At 40.1% G+C, this 17,624-nt stretch carries 14 protein-coding genes, 1 tRNA gene and 1 pseudogene; 4 read left to right on the plus strand and 12 right to left on the minus strand.

Features of this window, described 5'->3' with window-relative positions:
* Positions 1 to 147: 147 nt before the first annotated feature.
* A complete protein-coding gene (locus FJR09_RS13120; protein ID WP_174782931.1) occupies positions 148 to 1,194 on the minus strand; it encodes a cyanophycinase in 1,047 nt (348 codons plus the stop codon).
* A 125-nt stretch (positions 1,195 to 1,319) separates the two neighbouring features.
* Positions 1,320 to 2,507, minus strand: a complete 1,188-nt coding sequence (locus FJR09_RS13125) for a glycosyltransferase family 4 protein (RefSeq protein WP_015083460.1) — start codon at positions 2,505 to 2,507, stop codon at positions 1,320 to 1,322.
* Between the two features lie 653 nt (positions 2,508 to 3,160).
* Here FJR09_RS13125 and FJR09_RS13130 point away from each other — a divergent pair.
* Together FJR09_RS13130 and FJR09_RS13135 are read left to right on the plus strand one after the other, a co-directional pair.
* Positions 3,161 to 3,796 carry a DUF4347 domain-containing protein gene (locus FJR09_RS13130; RefSeq protein WP_015083459.1) on the plus strand — a complete coding sequence of 212 codons (636 nt, stop codon included), beginning with the start codon at positions 3,161 to 3,163 and terminating at the stop codon, positions 3,794 to 3,796.
* 116 nt (positions 3,797 to 3,912) lie between these two features.
* Positions 3,913 to 4,317: a hypothetical protein gene (locus FJR09_RS13135; RefSeq protein ID WP_015083458.1), complete on the plus strand. Its 405-nt coding sequence runs from the start codon at positions 3,913 to 3,915 to the stop codon at positions 4,315 to 4,317.
* Between the two features lie 424 nt (positions 4,318 to 4,741).
* Here FJR09_RS13135 and lepA read toward each other — a convergent pair whose 3' ends face one another.
* Positions 4,742 to 6,553: a translation elongation factor 4 gene (lepA, locus tag FJR09_RS13140; RefSeq protein ID WP_148761138.1), complete on the minus strand. Its 1,812-nt coding sequence runs from the start codon at positions 6,551 to 6,553 to the stop codon at positions 4,742 to 4,744.
* Between the two features lie 272 nt (positions 6,554 to 6,825).
* On the opposite strand from lepA, the gene FJR09_RS13145 reads away from it, so the two are divergent.
* Complete coding sequence (locus tag FJR09_RS13145) at positions 6,826 to 7,593, plus strand: pantothenate kinase (protein ID WP_217357052.1); 768 nt, start codon at positions 6,826 to 6,828, stop codon at positions 7,591 to 7,593.
* A gap of 118 nt (positions 7,594 to 7,711) precedes the next feature.
* On the opposite strand, the gene FJR09_RS13150 is transcribed toward FJR09_RS13145, so the two are convergent.
* The 4 genes and pseudogenes from FJR09_RS13150 to FJR09_RS13165 form a co-directional block, all read right to left on the minus strand.
* Positions 7,712 to 8,350: a Uma2 family endonuclease gene (locus FJR09_RS13150; RefSeq protein WP_015083455.1), complete on the minus strand. Its 639-nt coding sequence runs from the start codon at positions 8,348 to 8,350 to the stop codon at positions 7,712 to 7,714.
* A 330-nt stretch (positions 8,351 to 8,680) separates the two neighbouring features.
* Entirely contained in the window at positions 8,681 to 9,712 is a 1,032-nt protein-coding gene (locus FJR09_RS13160; protein ID WP_041458592.1) for a hypothetical protein, read from the minus strand.
* A gap of 41 nt (positions 9,713 to 9,753) precedes the next feature.
* Positions 9,754 to 10,009 (minus strand): annotated as a pseudogene (locus FJR09_RS26180) (type I restriction-modification enzyme R subunit C-terminal domain-containing protein); the annotation flags it as partial.
* Positions 10,010 to 10,028: 19 nt separating this feature from the next.
* A tRNA-Thr gene (locus FJR09_RS13165) sits at positions 10,029 to 10,100 on the minus strand.
* A 33-nt stretch (positions 10,101 to 10,133) separates the two neighbouring features.
* On the opposite strand from FJR09_RS13165, the gene FJR09_RS13170 reads away from it, so the two are divergent.
* Positions 10,134 to 10,397, plus strand: a complete 264-nt coding sequence (locus FJR09_RS13170) for a DUF3493 domain-containing protein (protein ID WP_015083454.1) — start codon at positions 10,134 to 10,136, stop codon at positions 10,395 to 10,397.
* 45 nt (positions 10,398 to 10,442) lie between these two features.
* Here the strand turns inward: FJR09_RS13170 and FJR09_RS13175 are convergent, their stop codons facing one another.
* From FJR09_RS13175 to FJR09_RS13195, 5 genes are all read right to left on the minus strand, one after another.
* On the minus strand, positions 10,443 to 12,089 hold the full coding sequence (locus FJR09_RS13175; RefSeq protein ID WP_168653868.1) for a DUF1565 domain-containing protein: 1,647 nt from the start codon (positions 12,087 to 12,089) through the stop codon (positions 10,443 to 10,445).
* An 836-nt stretch (positions 12,090 to 12,925) separates the two neighbouring features.
* On the minus strand, positions 12,926 to 13,171 hold the full coding sequence (locus FJR09_RS13180; RefSeq protein ID WP_168653865.1) for a hypothetical protein: 246 nt from the start codon (positions 13,169 to 13,171) through the stop codon (positions 12,926 to 12,928).
* Positions 13,172 to 13,542: 371 nt separating this feature from the next.
* On the minus strand, positions 13,543 to 13,665 hold the full coding sequence (locus FJR09_RS25870; protein ID WP_256370253.1) for a hypothetical protein: 123 nt from the start codon (positions 13,663 to 13,665) through the stop codon (positions 13,543 to 13,545).
* Between the two features lie 31 nt (positions 13,666 to 13,696).
* Complete coding sequence (gene infB, locus FJR09_RS13185) at positions 13,697 to 16,792, minus strand: translation initiation factor IF-2 (protein ID WP_015083450.1); 3,096 nt, start codon at positions 16,790 to 16,792, stop codon at positions 13,697 to 13,699.
* A 440-nt stretch (positions 16,793 to 17,232) separates the two neighbouring features.
* Entirely contained in the window at positions 17,233 to 17,502 is a 270-nt protein-coding gene (locus tag FJR09_RS13195) for a YlxR family protein (protein ID WP_015083448.1), read from the minus strand.
* Positions 17,503 to 17,624: the final 122 nt, after the last annotated feature.

Consider the following 17,624-nt stretch of genomic DNA (forward strand, 5'->3'; position numbering starts at 1 on the left):
TGATTAGTTCACCCTTCTCTATAAGCCCTTATTTTCCTTCTTTGCGTCTTTGATCCTTAGCGTCTTTGCGCGAAACAAAGATAGCACCCTTAGCAATAAAGCCCACCTGAGTGGGCTAGTGAGGCTAATTTGTGTAGACAAATGCTATTAATAAGGATCGGAGTCAAACCTTCCGCGCTTCACACTTCTGAGATAATAACCCCGTGACGGTAATTTATTTAAGTCGAAACTGTCACCTCTAGGAACTCGCCAAATTTTATAGTCGTAATATGTGAGAGGAGTTCCCTTTTCACAAATTTCTGGGGGATGATCTCCTAATACAAAATACGCTGAACCTTTACCCGTAACTTTAGCAATACCATATTTATCAACTAGTAAAGATGTTTGTTCGCTAATTGCTATCCCTAACGCTTTTGCAGATACACCATCTTGAATTTGCCTAGCAATAAAAACCATAATTCTTCCCATTCTTTTGCGTTCATCAAAGTGGGTATCAATGATAGTTCCCCGCAGATATTTCCACTGGAAAAAGTTATAGGTAAAGGTAATATTCCCGTAGGGATCATCAAGGGCTGCATGAGTTTCAATACTATCTTCACAAGCACAAGAATCATAAACATATTCACTTTGAATCATCGCTCCGGCACTTGTACCACCAATAGCACCACCTTGATCATAAACCGACTTAATAGCAACTTCCAGCTTAGTGTTTTTCCAGTGGCGAATATATTCACATTGATCACCACCAGCAAAGAAAATTACGCCAGCATTTCTGACTTTATCAAAAATATCGGTTCGGTTTGCTTCTTGACGATTACGAATGATGAGAGTTTCTACATATTTGACACCTCTCATACTATAAATTAGCTGATTATAATCATCGTTACCAGCAGCACGAATTACTAAAACATTAACTTTAGTATTGCTGTTACTACCACCCCTGACTTGATTAATCATCCACTGAATAGCGTCATCAACATCAGGACCGCCACCACCTAAATTATGAACAGGTCCAGCTAATTTAGGGAGTTTATAAGCTGGTTCAGAGGTGGGAATCTGGCTATCGGCAATGATATCCTCAAAGAACCGTTTTAACTTGGCTGTTAAACGATCTAGAATGCGGTTTACCATCTTCAACAAGCTGTTTTTTGCATTCTGCAAACGCCTGAATGTACTTAGGAATGCCTTTGTCATATTATAATCTTGTCAAGCAAACAGCAATCATTTCTAACTTTCGCATTTCTCAAGGCTAAATTCCTAGCGTACAGGGTTTGTACTGTTTTTTTACGGACAATAATCAGAGTAATCTTTAATTCTCTTTACCAGACAATTTCTGCTCGTTCTTCTACTACTCTTTCATAAACCATTTCTGTTTGTTTACCTAATTTTGGCCAGCTAAATCTTTTCTCTAAATCTGCATAAGCATTATTTACCAACCATTGACAATAATCTGGGTTTTTCAGCACTTCTAATATTCCCCAAGCCACAGAGTCCGAGTTGTTTACCCAGGTGGTAATTCCCGTTTTTGTATGTTGAACTACTTCAGGAAAACCACCAGTATCGGAAACTATGACTGGTACGCGGGAGGCAAAACTTTCTAAAGCAACTATCCCAAAGGGTTCATAAAGACTGGGAAAAACTGCACAGTCAGCGATGGTTTGAAATTTATCTAAGTATTCATCAGCCAGGAATCCAGTAAAGTAACACTTGTGCCAAATTCCCAAATCCCAAGCTTGACGTTTAAGATGGTCAGTATTACCACCACCAATTATGACAAATTTAACATTATTTCCCATTTCCCACAGCACCTTGGGAGCGGCATTAAGTAATATAGGTACGCCTTTTTCATAGGTCATGCGACCAAGATAATAGACAATTTTTTCATCATCTGCGGCAAATCGTCGCCGAAAATCTTGAGCATGAAAATCTTTGTGATGTATTTTCTTTTCTGCGCGAATACCGTTATAAATTACGTCAATTTTATCACTAGGAATATATAGTGTTCCGATCATTTCCCGACGCATATATTCACTACAAACGATGACCCGCCAAGCATTATCAGCTAGTGTATATTCTTTATCATGAATATAGTTTTGGGTATCATTGTGAATACCGTTATAGCGTCCATGTTCTGTGGCGTGAATTGTGGCAATTAGGGGAATTTTAAAGGTATGCTTGAGAGCGATCGCTGCATCCCCAACTAACCAATCATGGGCATGAATCAGATCAAATGGACCTTTTTCCCTTAATAACCTGCCGCCATGTTCTCCCATACTCTCATTTAAGTTCACCACCCAGTGGAAAAAATCGTTACTAGGAGCTACTGGGACACGGTGGATATGAATGCCTTCCACGACTTCATACAAGGATGCTGGACCAAATTCTGGCGTAATTAGGTGGATGTCATGGCCTAACTTTATTAGTTCCGGGTACAACTCAGCAACGTGACGAGCAATTCCCCCAACTATCCTCGGTGGAAATTCCCAACTCAGCACTAATATCTTCATTGACTTGACTCCCCGATGATTGACAAAAAATTAAAATATATAAAAACTATATTTATAGCAGGGAAAAGGGCATTAGAAATTAAAAATTCTCGAAAACTCTTAGGAATACTGCTCGCGGCTTATTTGCGAGAGAGTACAGTATAGTAGTTAGTGACGGAATGTAGCGATAGCAAAGCGCGACCTAGGAATCGCTCTCTTAAAATCCTGTTAGTAATATTTGTGTAAGATCAATATACAAGTAAAATCTATGAGTATATCATTGCTGTTTAAGCATATCTAGATTAGAATTGGTAAAGATTTGATAGGGGTAAAGCAAGAGCTTTATTGGTGTCAAATTAGGCGAGGGATACTTTGGTAAGCTCAGTACAAGTAGCTTGTTTGTTTGGCTGCAACATTCCCGCCCGGAACTTAAGTTCCGGTCTAAAAGCTCAAGTGCGTTAAAACGCACTCTGGTTAACTCAAAATCAAAAATTATCCTATTTATGCTGAAATAGTCGGTTTTAACCGACTTTAGCTTTTAGACAGGGAATTTATTCCCTGGCTGGCTTGAAGGGACATCAATTTACGTTAAGTTGACACCAATGAGCATTGCTAAACCCTTACTTAATGCAATAGGAAACTACACTTCGTTATCAGGTGCGGAAATAAAAAATATGTTAAACAATTCTTTTCTCAGTCAAACTGCGACAACTGTTGTCTTTATTGATTCTTCTGTTTCCGACTACCAAACCCTACAGACAGGAGTTATAGCAGGAGTAAAAACGGTTATTCTTTCCCCAAATCAAAACGGAATTGAGGAAATTACGGAATTTTTACGACAGCATACTCAAATAACCACTATTCACATCCTTTCCCACGGTTCTCCAGGATGTTTGTATTTAGGAAATAGTCAACTGAATTTAGAAAATATCAGTAAATATGCTGAATTGTTGCAGCATTGGCAAAGCGAGAACATTTTACTCTATGGTTGTAACGTCGCTGCGGGGGATGCTGGGGAAGAATTTATTAGAAAGTTACATGAGATTACTAACGCAACCATTAGTGCGTCAGCAACAAAAACGGGAAATGCAGCATTAGGGGGAAATTGGGAGTTAGAGGTTAATATTCCCGTTACAGATTTAAAGACGTTCCATGGAACGTCTCTACATTATTTGTCGGAGATTGTTTTTCATGCAGACACCCTCAACACCTATCAGGGAGTATTTGCACCCACATTAGTGGGCAATTATGATACATCTGGCTATGCTATAGGTGTGCAAGTAGTACTCCTGCTTACTCTATTAACTTAGTTAATTTAAACACCTTTAGCTCCATTGGAGATGTTAGTAGTAACAACACAGTTATTCAATCAGGTACAACAAATACCGTTGATACTGGTGGTGGTGCTGGTAGTTTAGAGCAATTTTTGGGTATCAATGCGACCAATTTTGCAACTGCTATTCCAGACAATCAATATGGTTCAGCCATTAAAAGTACCTTTACTAACATCAATGCTGGAGATGTGTTTAGCTTCAACTGGAATTTCACAAGTGCAGATACAGATCAAGCTTTTGTAACGATTAACAATAATGTTCAAACCTTAACGGATAATAGTCTTTATAGCTATACCTTCACTTCTGCGGGAAATTATAACATCGGTATTGGAGTTGTTGATACTTGGGATTCAACAGGTCCATCAACTCTCACCCTAAGTAATGCCACAATTCAGTCCGTTCCTTGGGAAACTGATGCTTTACCAGTATTAAGTAGTACAGTTCTTTTTGGTATTGGTGTTTGGACAAAACGTAAATTCAATAGACATCTCCAATAATTTTTGAACCCCCCAGTCGGTTTTAACCGACTTTAGCTATATCCCTGGCTTCTCTCCCTGGCTTCCTCCTTCCTCCTTCCTTACATCATCACCCCATAATGTTTCGCTAAAAAACGCAAAAACGCCAACGGGAAAAAAGTGATTTTATTGTGTTGACAAACAATTTTAAAAATGTTATCATGAAATTGATAAGGAAGAACTATCTTGCTATTAGTTAATTAGTGACGAGAAGATCCTCTGCTTACCTACAGTAGCGGGCAAGATGCCCGCACTACAAGGGTTTCATAATTCAAGTTTGTACCTCATTAGAGCGAAATCTGCTGTATTACCCATTTTTTGCCTGATTTTCACAATAAACTCGCCTGTAATTTCCCTCACGATTGCATACAGACGAGTTTTTAGCAATAAACCAAAAATCTGGGAATTAGCTCTTATCTAACCGCAACACAGCCATAAAAGCCTCCTGGGGTACATCCACCGTACCTATAGACTTCATCCGTTTTTTACCTTTGGCTTGCTTTTTCAACAGTTTCTTCTTCCGGCTGATGTCGCCACCATAGCATTTAGCCAAGACATCTTTCCGCATCGCTGATATACTTTCACTGGCAATAACTTTTGAGCCAATAGAAGCTTGAATGGGGACTTTAAATTGATGACGGGGAATTAGTTCTTTGAGTTTTTCCGCCATGGCTCTACCGACATTGTAGGCTTTATCTCTGTGGACAATCATGGCTAAGGAATCCACTGGATCACCATTAATCAGAATATCCAATTTCACCAAGGGATTTTCTCGGTAGCCAATCAGATGATATTCCATACTGGCGTAACCGCGAGAACGAGATTTCATTTGATCAAAAAAGTCGGTGACAACTTCAGCCAAAGGTAACTCATACGTTAGTGTAGTCCGTCCTTGGGTGAGATATTTCATATCTTTGAAGACTCCCCGACGATTTTGCGACAACTCCATTAAAGAACCAACGTAGGTTTCTGGAGTAATCATTTCGACTTTGACATAGGGTTCTTCGATTCTGTCCCGTTCATTCGGTTCAGGTAAGCGACTAGGATTATCAATGTACAGTTCTTCACCTTTGTTAGTGACAACTTTGTAAACTACCGATGGTGCGGTAATGATTAAATCTAGGTTATACTCGCGTTCTAAACGTTCTTGGACGATTTCCATGTGCAGTAATCCCAAAAACCCGCAACGGAAACCAAAACCCATAGCACTAGAGGTTTCTGGCTCATATTTTAATGCAGCATCATTGAGTTCCAGTTTTTCTAAAGCTTCTCGCAGGTCTTCAAACTGATCTGCGTCTATGGGGAACATCCCACAAAATACCATGGGATTTGCTTCTGCGTAACCAGGCAAGGCTTCAGTGGCTTTGTTTTTGCATAGGGTAATGGTATCTCCTACTCTGGCATCAGCTACGGCTCTAATTGATGCTCCTAAATATCCTACTTCCCCAGCATGAAGTTCTTCCACTTGCTTTTGTGTTGGCACGAGAATGCCTAATTCATCAATGATAAATTCTTTACCAGATGCCATTAAGTAGATGCGATCGCCTCTTTTCACAGTTCCATCCATGACCCGGAAGTAAACAATTACACCCCGGTAACTATCATAGTAACTATCAAAAATTAACGCCCGCAGCTTCTCATTTACAGTATCAGCAGGTGGGGGAACTCGTTCGACAATTGTTTCTAAGATCTCCGCAATGCCAATTCCCTCCTTCGCTGAAGCCAAAATTGCGCCACTGCAATCTAAACCAATAATTTCTTCAATTTCGCCAATTACTCGTTCTGGTTCTGCCCCTGGTAAATCAATTTTATTTAAAACTGGGATAATTTCTAGATTATTCTCTAGGGCTAAATAGACATTTGCGAGAGTTTGCGCCTCTACACCTTGGGACGCATCCACAACTAATAATGCCCCTTCACAAGCCACTAGAGAACGCGACACCTCATAGGAAAAGTCTACGTGTCCAGGAGTATCAATTAAATTAAGAACATACTGCTGACCATCCTTGGCAGTATAATTCATCCGGGCAGCTTGCAGCTTAATTGTAATGCCGCGCTCCCGTTCCAAATCCATGTTATCAAGAAACTGCTCTTTCATCTGTCGATCTTCTACAGTCCCAGTCGCCTGTAGTAAACGATCCGCGAGAGTAGATTTCCCGTGATCAATGTGAGCAATAATACAGAAATTACGAATGCGAGCAGCGGGAACGTCAGTCATATACCATTTTTGCTTAAAGCAAACCAAAGTGAAAGCTATTTACTTCATGTATTTTAATGCTTTCTGAGAGAATAAGGGAAGAGGTAGGGAGCAACGCGAGGGAAAGAATTTTTTGATTTCTGCTCCTGACTCCTGTACGGCAGTTACACTATAGATTACCACAAATTTCCCAGCCATATTTTCAGGAAAAAACCTATAACTAAGTTGAGAAAATTAAAAGTGTGAGAAATCATCTGCCCTTAAAAGAGCAACAGCATCTTTCTTTAGTATTAATGGTCGGTAATTCCCGCCTCCATTGGGCATTGTTCAGAGATAATATCTTATACTCAACTGGGGACACATTTCATCTATCTGCATCTGTTATTCAACAATTAGCTGAATCTCCAACCTTAGATAATTGGTTGACAGCGATTTCTCTACCTACCAATCTTCCCATTATCCCAGATGATCCTATCCCTCTGATTCTCGCTTCTGTCGTTCCCAGTCAAACCGCACTTTGGCAAATTTACCCCCATTTGCGTCTGATTACCTTGGAAGATGTACCATTAGGGGGAATGTATCCCGCGCTAGGAATTGATCGGGCTTTAGCTGTATGGGGTGCGGGAATAACTTGGGGATTTCCCGCACTAGTAATTGATGCGGGTACAGCATTGACTTTTACAGGTGCAGACAATCATCAATGTTTGGTTGGTGGGGCAATTTTGCCGGGTTTAGGGTTACAATTTGCCAGTTTAGGACAAAAAACCGGACAATTACCATTATTAGAAACTAGGATAATGACATCTTTACCACCACGTTTTGCCATGAATACATCAGATGCAATTCAAAGTGGAGTAATTTACATTTTATTAAGTGGGATAAAGGATTTTCTTGAGGCTTGGTGGCGGTTATTTCCTCATAGTCAGATTGTGATAACTGGTGGTGATAGTCATTTATTAAAAAACTATCTTCAGCAACAGTTTCCAGATATAGCAAACCGATTAATTGTAGATAATAATTTGATATTTGAGGGAGTTGGAAATATAGTAATTAGGCAATAAATCTCTAAAACTCTTATTTCTTCCGATTAGTATTACTTGTAAATTCGGCAAATCATTGTACTAGACTTTAGACTCAAAAGCACATAAATCATATTATTTGTATATTTGTAGGGGCAATTCATGAATTACCCCGACGGATGTTTTCACGGAACTTTGAGATTAAATCTTTTGGTTTTTCACCAGACAAAAGCAAACTTGCCAACAGAGTTAAATCTAAATCGGGTAAAAATTCACTTTTTGATATTTTCTCATACTTATCACCCCGCAGAAAATATAATGAAAATTGATGATTCTGCCAAAACCAAACTTCCGGTACACCCAAACCTTGATAAATTAATAAATCATCAATTCCCCCACTCGTTACAACCACTTCAATAGCCAAATCAGGAACGGATTTTTCAGAATCAAAACAATAACATTCATCTGGTTCAATACCTCTAGCAGACGCTTCCTTTCTAAAAGTAGTTGAACCTAAAGGATAAAAATCAATATCCTTTTCAATAAAATAAGTTTCTAATAATAAAGCAATTAGCTTTTTATCAAACTCATGACGACGACTAGGAGACATTATTTCTAAAGTACCTTCTAAATATTTAAACCGATAATGAGAAGTATTTTCAAATCGCTGTAACAATATCTCATATATATTCCAGTTAATCCCATTCATCAGTAAAATTTGATCTGAATCAACATTATCTAATGCTGATTGACTTGTTAATTCTTCCCAGCAACTCAATTTTTCTAGTAAACCTAACATTGTCACCGCTCCAAAATTGCTTTAATCTCAGACATAATGTCAGCAACTCGCCGATCTTTCTCTAATATATCAGTTACCAGTTGCTCTGGGGGTAAATGTTCAAAATCCGTCTGATTATTGGGATTTTTGCGGTCAAGATTATAAATTGCCCAGTAAATAGCATCACCTTTCGCTTTTTCATCCTTAGCAATTTCGCGGTGAATTTGTTCTTCAGTTTGAAACTGTTTTGCCTCATCCTTAATTTTTTGAATCTGCTGTTTAACTTTCGTAACTACTTTAGGTAGAGAAAAATCTAAACCTAATTTTAATGAAGACAGAGAACAGAGAAAATCATTTTAATTTTATTTGTTTTTCTAAATTTTTTATATTCTCTTCATTGGATATGAAAACACCGATTGAACTCAATTCATCACCAATTTTTTTTATTAAAACATCTCCAACAAAATTCACCAACCACGTTTGAACTTGAAAATCACGTCGGTAAATTATGTGATGCTGTGTTGCTTTTGCCCAAATAAATTGTATAACTTGATCGCTAATTATACCTGTCTGGATAATAATCAACCATCTCTCTTTACTTAATGTTTCTATTTCTATTAGACCTTCACAAGTCGATTCTTGTATAAACAAACTTTCATTTTCAAATTTAGGCAGATATATTTCTTGATTATTTCTATAAAATAATTCACCAGAAATTTTTTGGTTATTAAATAGTTTTATCAAATTTAAAATTCTATTTTTTACATTTTTAGTTGTTACTACGAATGGGCTACGCATAGGTAAATCTATACGGCAAATTTCTGAAATATATCTCTCAGTAAACTCTTTATCTTTGATATTTTTTTCTAGAAGGTATAAAAAATCTGTAATAATTTCTTCCAATAACGGAATAATTTCTTCAGTATTTAACTGTGCAGAAAAATGAGTTATTCGATTTCGGTATTTATTAAGCTCAAGAATTTTATCACCTAAAGTTTTTTGATTGTTATCTCCTTTTTTAAATTCCTCTAAACCTAGCATAATACGCGCTCGTTTTAAAGAGTCTTCGCATCCAATGGAATGTGGTGAATCATCTTCTTCAAAGACATCAATTATAGTGGCATTAGGTTTCACACTTGCAAGTTTTTCAAACTTATTAATTGCATCATTTACATTTGCAAAAATCAAGTATTCGTTGGTTTGAATTAGCAATAATTTCAGCCCAATTTCAATTCCATGCTGAATCCAAATTATTGATTCCTTGAGTAACCAAGCATCTTGATTATTTTTGGATTCGATGTATAATTCATAGCCCCTTTTGAAAGAATGATAAAAATTTTCTTCCAAGCCTATGCGTAAATTTCTATTATTTGTCGTGTTCATCAATACCTCATTATCTATCTTTAATAAGAAGTTTTGCAATTTTAGGCAGTATAAAGTAAACTTTGTAACTGATTTACGGACTCCCTCAATTCCTGAACACCCCCAAACCGTTCAGCAATTTCCACCACATTACCATAATTATTAAACTCCCGATTGGACAAGTCGTGGGAATGTTAAACTCCTCAACCCACTTTTCTGCATACTTATCCAAAAGTATTTCTAAAATAGTCCTGGCTTCTTCCCCATATTGTTCAAAAAGTCAGAGTTAGCACGACACAACCTTTCAGCCCGTTGCTTGTCTTGTTATATTACTTAAAGCCGATGATGAGATTTGAACTCACGACCTACTGATTACGAATCAGTTGCTCTACCCCTGAGCCACATCGGCGTACACAGTCACACATTATAACATAATTTATTGATGATGGAACAAAATTCTCCAAAAAATCTCAACCCCCAACAATATGAACGTCTCAAAGCCGAAGCAGCCGCACCCTATCGGGGGTTAAGGCAATTTATTTATATTGGTGTCGGTGCTTCCGGCTTTATTGGTGCATTCGTTTTCTTTTTTCAACTCCTAGCAGGACGCGATATAGAACAAGCAGCGTCTAATTTCGCTATCCAACTAGGAGTAATTGGGTTAATGGTGTTTCTTTGGAAATGGGAAAACAGTAGGAATAAATGACAGACAAGAGGCAACTGGGAAGATAAATATTCCCCTGCCCCCTGCCTACTTGTCAGTTACCAGATATGGAGAATTAATTGCTTGAACACGACCAGCATTAACCAAGGCTTGATATACAAAAGCCGCAATTTCCGCTCTAGTTGCTTGACGCTTAGGTGCAAGCTCTTTAACAGTGGGATAATTAATAACTAATTGCCGTGAAGTTGCTGCTGCTACTGGACCAACTGCATAACTGGGAATTTGACTAGCATCAGTATAGAAGTTAATCACAGTCTGACCATTCGCAGTTAAACCCAAACCATTAGCTAAAGCTACCAAGGCTTGCACTCTAGGAATTTGTTGTTCTGGCTTAAAAGTTAAATCGGGATAACCAGATAGAAACGGACTACTAGAAGCAGTTTGAATGGCGCTATAAGCCCAATAATTGCTTTTAACATCTTTAAAAGCAATTCCTTGGCGTGTTGCTGAAGGTTTAAAAGCCTTATTTATGATAGCAGCAAATTGAGCGCGAGTTACAGGTTCATTGGGTTTAAAACTACCATCTGGAAAACCAGCGATAATATTTTTGGCAGCTAAAGCTTCAATGTAAGCTTTTGCCCAGTAACCTGTTTGCACATCTTTAAAAGCAGTATTTCCAGTATTTCCAGTATTGTTATCGGGAGGTGTAGTCACTTTAGCCGCGACAAAATCAACAGCACCAAAAATCCGCTTCTCGTTAATATCGTTACCAATAGCGACAATTTTGCTAGCTTTAGTAGCATTGTTCAAATCATAGCGAGCATTATCACGGATGAGATTGCCACCAGGATTTTCACTTGTACCCAGGTCAGGAACTGCACTAATAGTAGCGACAATACCATCCCGTTTATTACCGCGAATGGAATTTTTACGGAGGATAGGTTTGGCAGTTTCCGAGATAAAAAGACCGTCTGTGTTTTGGGTAATGTTGTTACTTTCTAATAAAGGTGTAGAACTACCACCAATTGCTACACCAAAACCAGTATCCTGAAATAAATTGCCACGAATCACACCTTGGGCAGATTTAGTTACAGAAATTCCATTGCCCTTATTTTTCAAAAAGATGTTATTTTCGATTTGGGGATTTCCCGTACCTGTCACAAAAATTCCTTCTCTGACACTGTTAATAAATGTGCTATTTTTGATCACCGGGTTACTGGATTCTACCCATACAGCCGTTCCCCGTGAATTCGGGTTGGTAAAAGTTAAACCTGTAATAATAGTGCTATTATTCGCTAACAGTGTAATATCCTGTCTGGCAAAAGTGCGACTAGTGTAATAACCACCACCGCTAATTAAGATTCCCTCACCCTTGTTAGACTCATTACCTTGAAGCGTCACTCCAGAATTGAGGACAAGAGGGAATGTTTCACCACTATCTTTACTATAGTTCCCAGGGGCAACCTGAACAACTGTCCCGGCTGTAGCTTTAGAAAGGGCAAAGGTGATGGTTTTATAGGGGGCTGCTATAGTTCCATTAGCGGCAGTATCTTTTCCAGTGGCAGAGTTAACGTAAATGACAGTGCCATTGGCTGGCACTTGGGCTGTTAAAGTTGGAGCAGCGCCAGCTTTAAGTTGACTGAGTATGAGGGTAGAACTACCAGCAACTAATAACAAAGCTGTCAGGCTGGTTTGTAAAGATAAACGAGAAATATGAAAACCCTGATTTTTCATTTTTTTAGTGAATAATGTGTTTAATGATGGTACTTTCACAAGAATGTAAGGTAACAGATGTACATCTGTAAAACCCATGACAAACTATACCGGATCATTATCACTTATTCCGCTAAAATTGTGATTAAAAAAAACAAAGTAACTTAACAGTTCAGTAACTTTTATCCTCTAACATACCTCTAAGATACAAGGTTGGGTTGACGCAAGGAAACCCAACAAATAGACAAGGTATTGCTCCTACATAAAAATTGAGGATAAGAAATCTTCTCCTCAACTTCCCTGCTGAAAGCAAGGAGTAAATATTTTTGACATACTCACCGACCTGAAGGTGCGGGGAAACACTTGACACTTCGCCAGAACCCGCCACAAGTGGTCTTATCGTCCCTCCATGTCCGTTTAAAGTCTCCCAATGCCCTATGGCGACTATGACCAAATTTTAGCATAAAGCCGTCCTGGAAGGACGGGGCTTGTGTCCCGTCTTTTCGGTCAAAGGGTTAATAAGGTGAACTACCTACACTTCCCTTGCGGGCAAGTATAGGCTTCCTACCCAGTTAACAGCTTTTTGCTCTTCGAGAACAACAAGACTGATGTTAAGGCGATAGGCTGACCCCTCGTTCCAAAGGCAAAATCAAGGTTAATCAACAAAAATGATCATGTATCTAGCTTGGTTATCGCTATTCTCTCGCCTTGCCGAGATATTCAATTCATAACACAAATTTTGTGAATTGTCTCCATGTTTTCCTTCCTTGCTGTCGCGTTGGTCGGAAAACCGTCGTCAATTCACGCGCCATTCATACCCCGCTGCCCTATCGGGTCAGACGTGGGGCTTCTGTCGGTTAAGCTAAAGTTTCTAAAGTCTCTCGTAAATACATTTGTACTTGTTGATCTAGACGTAAACTTTGTAATTTGGCGTTACATTCTAATTGCCATCTTTGAAAACCGGAACTAGCAGAAATCACGTATTTTAGGTTATGCCAAAATTGAGTATTAGCAGATAATTGGTGATCTTTACGCTCACCGTTGACAGAGACTTTGCTGTCAGTAGTATGCGCGTAATCGCTAGAAGTTGGAAATTGAGCCATAATTCCTCATTCCTTATTTTTCACTTCCAGAATTAGACAATTTGGGATTTTAGATTTCAGATTGATAATTGATTTCACACACAAGGGGAAGACCTAAATCTCACCCAAGCCTAAAATTGAAGATTTTTGTTTAATCTTCTTTCAAGATAATGGTTTTACACCTGAAAATTCTGTCTCATTCATCACTAAATGCGGAATTTTATGCAAGAAATTTCTAAAACAACTTGTTTTTAATTAAACAGAGAATTTTTTTAAAATTTATAGCAACCCAAGGGGGCAAGACATGAATTGATAATAAAACTCGGACTAGAACAGGTTTTTACTTCTTCCTTCTTCTTTTTCCTTCTTCTTTTTCATTCCTTCCTTCTTCTTCATTCTTCTTCTGACTCCTGACTCCTGACTCCTGACTCCTGACTCCTGACTCCTTTTAAACGGAGTGCTGAGTTTACATTATTTGAGTGTTGAACTCGGAACAGTCTCAATTCAACACTCATTAACTCAGCACTCAACGCTGGATGCACGTCACTACTTAGTCATAGTCAGAGTCCGACGTTTAGTTACCAATTGGTAGGATTCAATGATATCATTTTCCACCCAGTCATGGAACTTATCAATGCCGATACCACATTCATAACCTGCGTTGACTTCACGGGCATCTTCTTTCATCCGTTTGAGGGAATCGAGAACACCTTCGTAAACTACCTTGTTATAGCGACGGACGCGCACCTTACAGTTGCGAACGAGCTTACCAGATTGAACATAACAACCGGCAACAGCACCACGACCAACTGGGAAGACAGCACGGACTTCTGTTTGTCCCAAGGGTTCTTCCACCAACTCTGGTTCGAGTAGACCTTCTAAAGCACCTTGGATATCTTCCAAGAGTTTGTAGATGATGTTATATTCTCGAACATCTACACCTGCTTCATCCGCAGCCTGTCTAGCTCCACTGGCGTAGGTGGTGTTGAAACCAATGATCACAGCGTTACTGGCAGCAGCTAAGTCTATGTCTGTTTCGGTGATTTCTCCAGCGGTAGCTAGGAGCATCCGAATTTGGACTTCGTTTTGCGGAATTTGGCGCAGAGAGCCGATAATGGCTTCCACAGAACCTTGTACGTCGCCTTTGAGGATGAGGTTGAGTTCTTTTAACTCGCCTTCTTGTGCTTGTGCTGACAGGGTAGTGAGAGTGACACGACCTTGCAACAAGCGGGATTGACGTTGTTTGTCGGCGCGATCGCTGGCTACAGAACGAGCTTCTTTCTCGTTTTCATAGACCTCGAAATCATCACCAGCAGCAGGGACATCACTTAAACCCAATACTTCCACAGCAAAGGATGGACTAGCAACATCTACACGCTTGCCTCGGTCACTTACCATAGCCCGGACTTTACCGAAGGCTGAACCAGCGACCAGCATATCTCCAACGTGGAGAGTACCGTTTTGAATCAGCAAGGTAGCAACGGCACCTTTCGCCTTATCCAAATGAGCCTCAATGACTGTTCCTTTTGCGACCCGATCTGGATTAGCGGATAGTTCGGCTACTTCCGACACCAACATAATCATTTCTAGGAGGGTGTCGAGGTTTTCGCCCTTAATAGCACTAACGGGAACCATGATTGTTTCACCACCCCAATCTTCAGCGGTGAGACCATAATTGGTAAGTTCCTGTTTAACCCGTTCTGGCTGTGCGCCTTCTTTATCAATCTTGTTGATAGCAACGACAATGGGAACGTTTGCAGCTTTAGCGTGGCTAATAGCTTCAATTGTTTGGGGACGAACACCGTCATCAGCAGCTACGACTAGCACGGCAATATCTGTCACCCTAGCTCCTCTAGCACGCATCGCTGTGAAAGCTTCGTGACCAGGAGTATCGAGGAAAACAATCTGCTGTGGTTTACCTTCATGGACGATATCAACATGATATGCGCCGATATGCTGGGTAATACCGCCCGCTTCCCCAGACGCAACTTTGGTTTTGCGAATAGAGTCGAGGAGAGTGGTTTTACCGTGGTCTACGTGACCCATGATGGTGACAACTGGGGGACGACGAATGAGGTGAGCCAAATCAGCCACGTCAATCATTTCCGTGACTTTCCGGGCTTCAGCTTCTCGTTCGACAATTTGGACTTCTACTTCTAGTTCTTTGGCGACTAGGGTAATCGTCGGAATATCCAGATTTTGGGTGATGCTAACAGCCATGCCCTTCATAAACAGGATTTTGACAATCTCTGTATCGGCAATTACGAGGGACTCAGCCAACTCCTGGACTGTTAATGGACCAGTAACATCTAGTGTGGCTGGACGATCTGGTTTTTGCTCTACATTTTCTTGGCGACGATTGTTGTGGTCACGGGAAGAACTAGATTTTTTACCTCTAGTGGTAGGAGCAGCCACAACCGCTACAGTTGGCATACCGGAGCGAGTCCCTTTGGGTTTGGGAGGACGGGCAATGGAGAGACTAACTTGAGTGGCTGCGGAATTTTCTAGACCGTCTTCATCTAAATCATCTTCATCTAAATCATCTTCTACGATTTGTTTGACCCGTTTGCCTTTGGGTCCAACCTTCGCTTTTTCTTTGATTTCGTCAATGATTTCTTCTTCTTGCCATTTTTTCCCACCCTTGTTCAAACGAGGGGGTGTAGGGCGTTTTAAATCCAAAAGATCGGGTGCTACTGGTATTTCATCCAATCCTTCTTTTTTCGCGCCACCTGCATGATGTCTGGGTGGAGTCGCCGTGGGAATGGCTGCTGGTTCACTGGGACGGGCAGGTCTAGGGCGTTGGATATCACCGCCAACGGATGGTCTACCACTGCGTTGTTCTGGTCTTGTCGGCGCTCCTGAATTAGCCCGACTAGGTCTAGGTGGTGCAGATGGTGAACCTTGATCAGATGAAGGTCTATTAACCTTACTTCTCACTGGCTGAGGATCTTCTTCAACAGGCTGTGAGCGATCGCGTTTGAGAAGAGGTTTTTCTGATGTTGCTAAAACTGGTGTTTCTGCCGCTTTTGCGCCATCTACTCTAGCAGGAGGAGAAACCAACTGGGGTTTTTGCGGTTTCTCTGGTTTGGCTCTGGGAGTAGATATTTTCTCTGATTTTTCCGCTCTCACCTTTTCTGTAACCGATTCAGGATTAGATACCTGTTCTGGTTGGGTAGGATTAGGTTTAAGTGGAGTCTCAGATTGATTCCGGGGTACTGGTCGAGTTGGTGCCGCCGGCTTTATATTCATAGATGAAACTGGTGTAGCAAAAGGCCTTGGAGGTGCCGGAGGATTAGCATCAGTAGCGTCAGTAGCAACTGAGATATCGGTTGAGTTGGTGGTAGTGTTTATCAATATTTTCGGTTTGCGAATTTCTAGAATTTGCTGTTTGTGATGGGCGTTGGTACGGTTTTGAGATGAATTTGGTTTATGGCCATTTGTACTTTGTTCCTTTTTTGAGGCTAAATTCGTAGCAGCGACTTTTTCGGCTGCGCTACGAATTTGTTCAGCTTCCGCTTCGGAAATCGTACTGCTATGGCTTTTAACCGCAATATCGAGCTGGTCGCAAATTGCTAGTAGCTCTTTATTATCCAAATTCAATTCTTTTGATAAGTCATAGATTCTCACTTTTCCGTTGTTCATCCACTCTTTCCCCTTTAATTTACAGTTTTAGCGGATGGTTGCCTGGTTTGTGACATCTCCACCCTTTGATCACTGTTTTTTCGGTTGCCTTTGGTGATATTGCCGGTGACTCCAGTTAGGAAAGAGAGATGTTTCGGGTTAATACTGACATCTCCACCAGGAATGATGGTTGATGCAGAACTGCGATTTGACGCTACCAGGTCGCCATTTTTGGTTTTTTTGTTTTGCTGATTTGTGAGTCTTCCACAATACAATCAAAAAAAAACTTGTTGGGAGTAATGCCTTGCGTCTTGTCCAAAAAAGGAGATCGAGAAAGCTGGTTACATCCATTTACTATTTTGGCATTAACTTGAACGATACTAAAGGTTATGATCAGATACCGAATAGTTCGGCTTTTGTCATAATATCTTTAGAGACTATCGCAATTTTAGTTGTTACCATTAAATGCGATCTTGGCGATCGCCGTGATTTAGACGTTGCCACAATGTTTGATACACTGTATCTGGCACTGCTCCATGCAGCGATCTCCCTAGTCTATTTTTCTTCTGAGCTGCTTGTAGGCAACTCTCTTGCGGACAGATATAGGCAGAACGCCCCATGCCCTGATCTAATTGTACCTTTCCAGATGGAAAGACGCGGACAATCCGCCAAAACTCTTGTTTCAAGTTGACTTGACGACAACTAATACAACGCCGATAGTTCGGTTTCATCAGTCTTCTGCCAGATTTAAGTTAGATATCTTGGGGATACTAAACAATGTATTTTTTAATGCCTGTTGTTAGTTGTTAGTTGTCAGTTGTCAGTTGTTAGTTGTTAGTTGTCAGTTGTCATT

The organism is Dolichospermum sp. UHCC 0406 (genome assembly GCF_009712025.1).
GTDB lineage: Bacteria > Cyanobacteriota > Cyanobacteriia > Cyanobacteriales > Nostocaceae > Dolichospermum > Dolichospermum lemmermannii.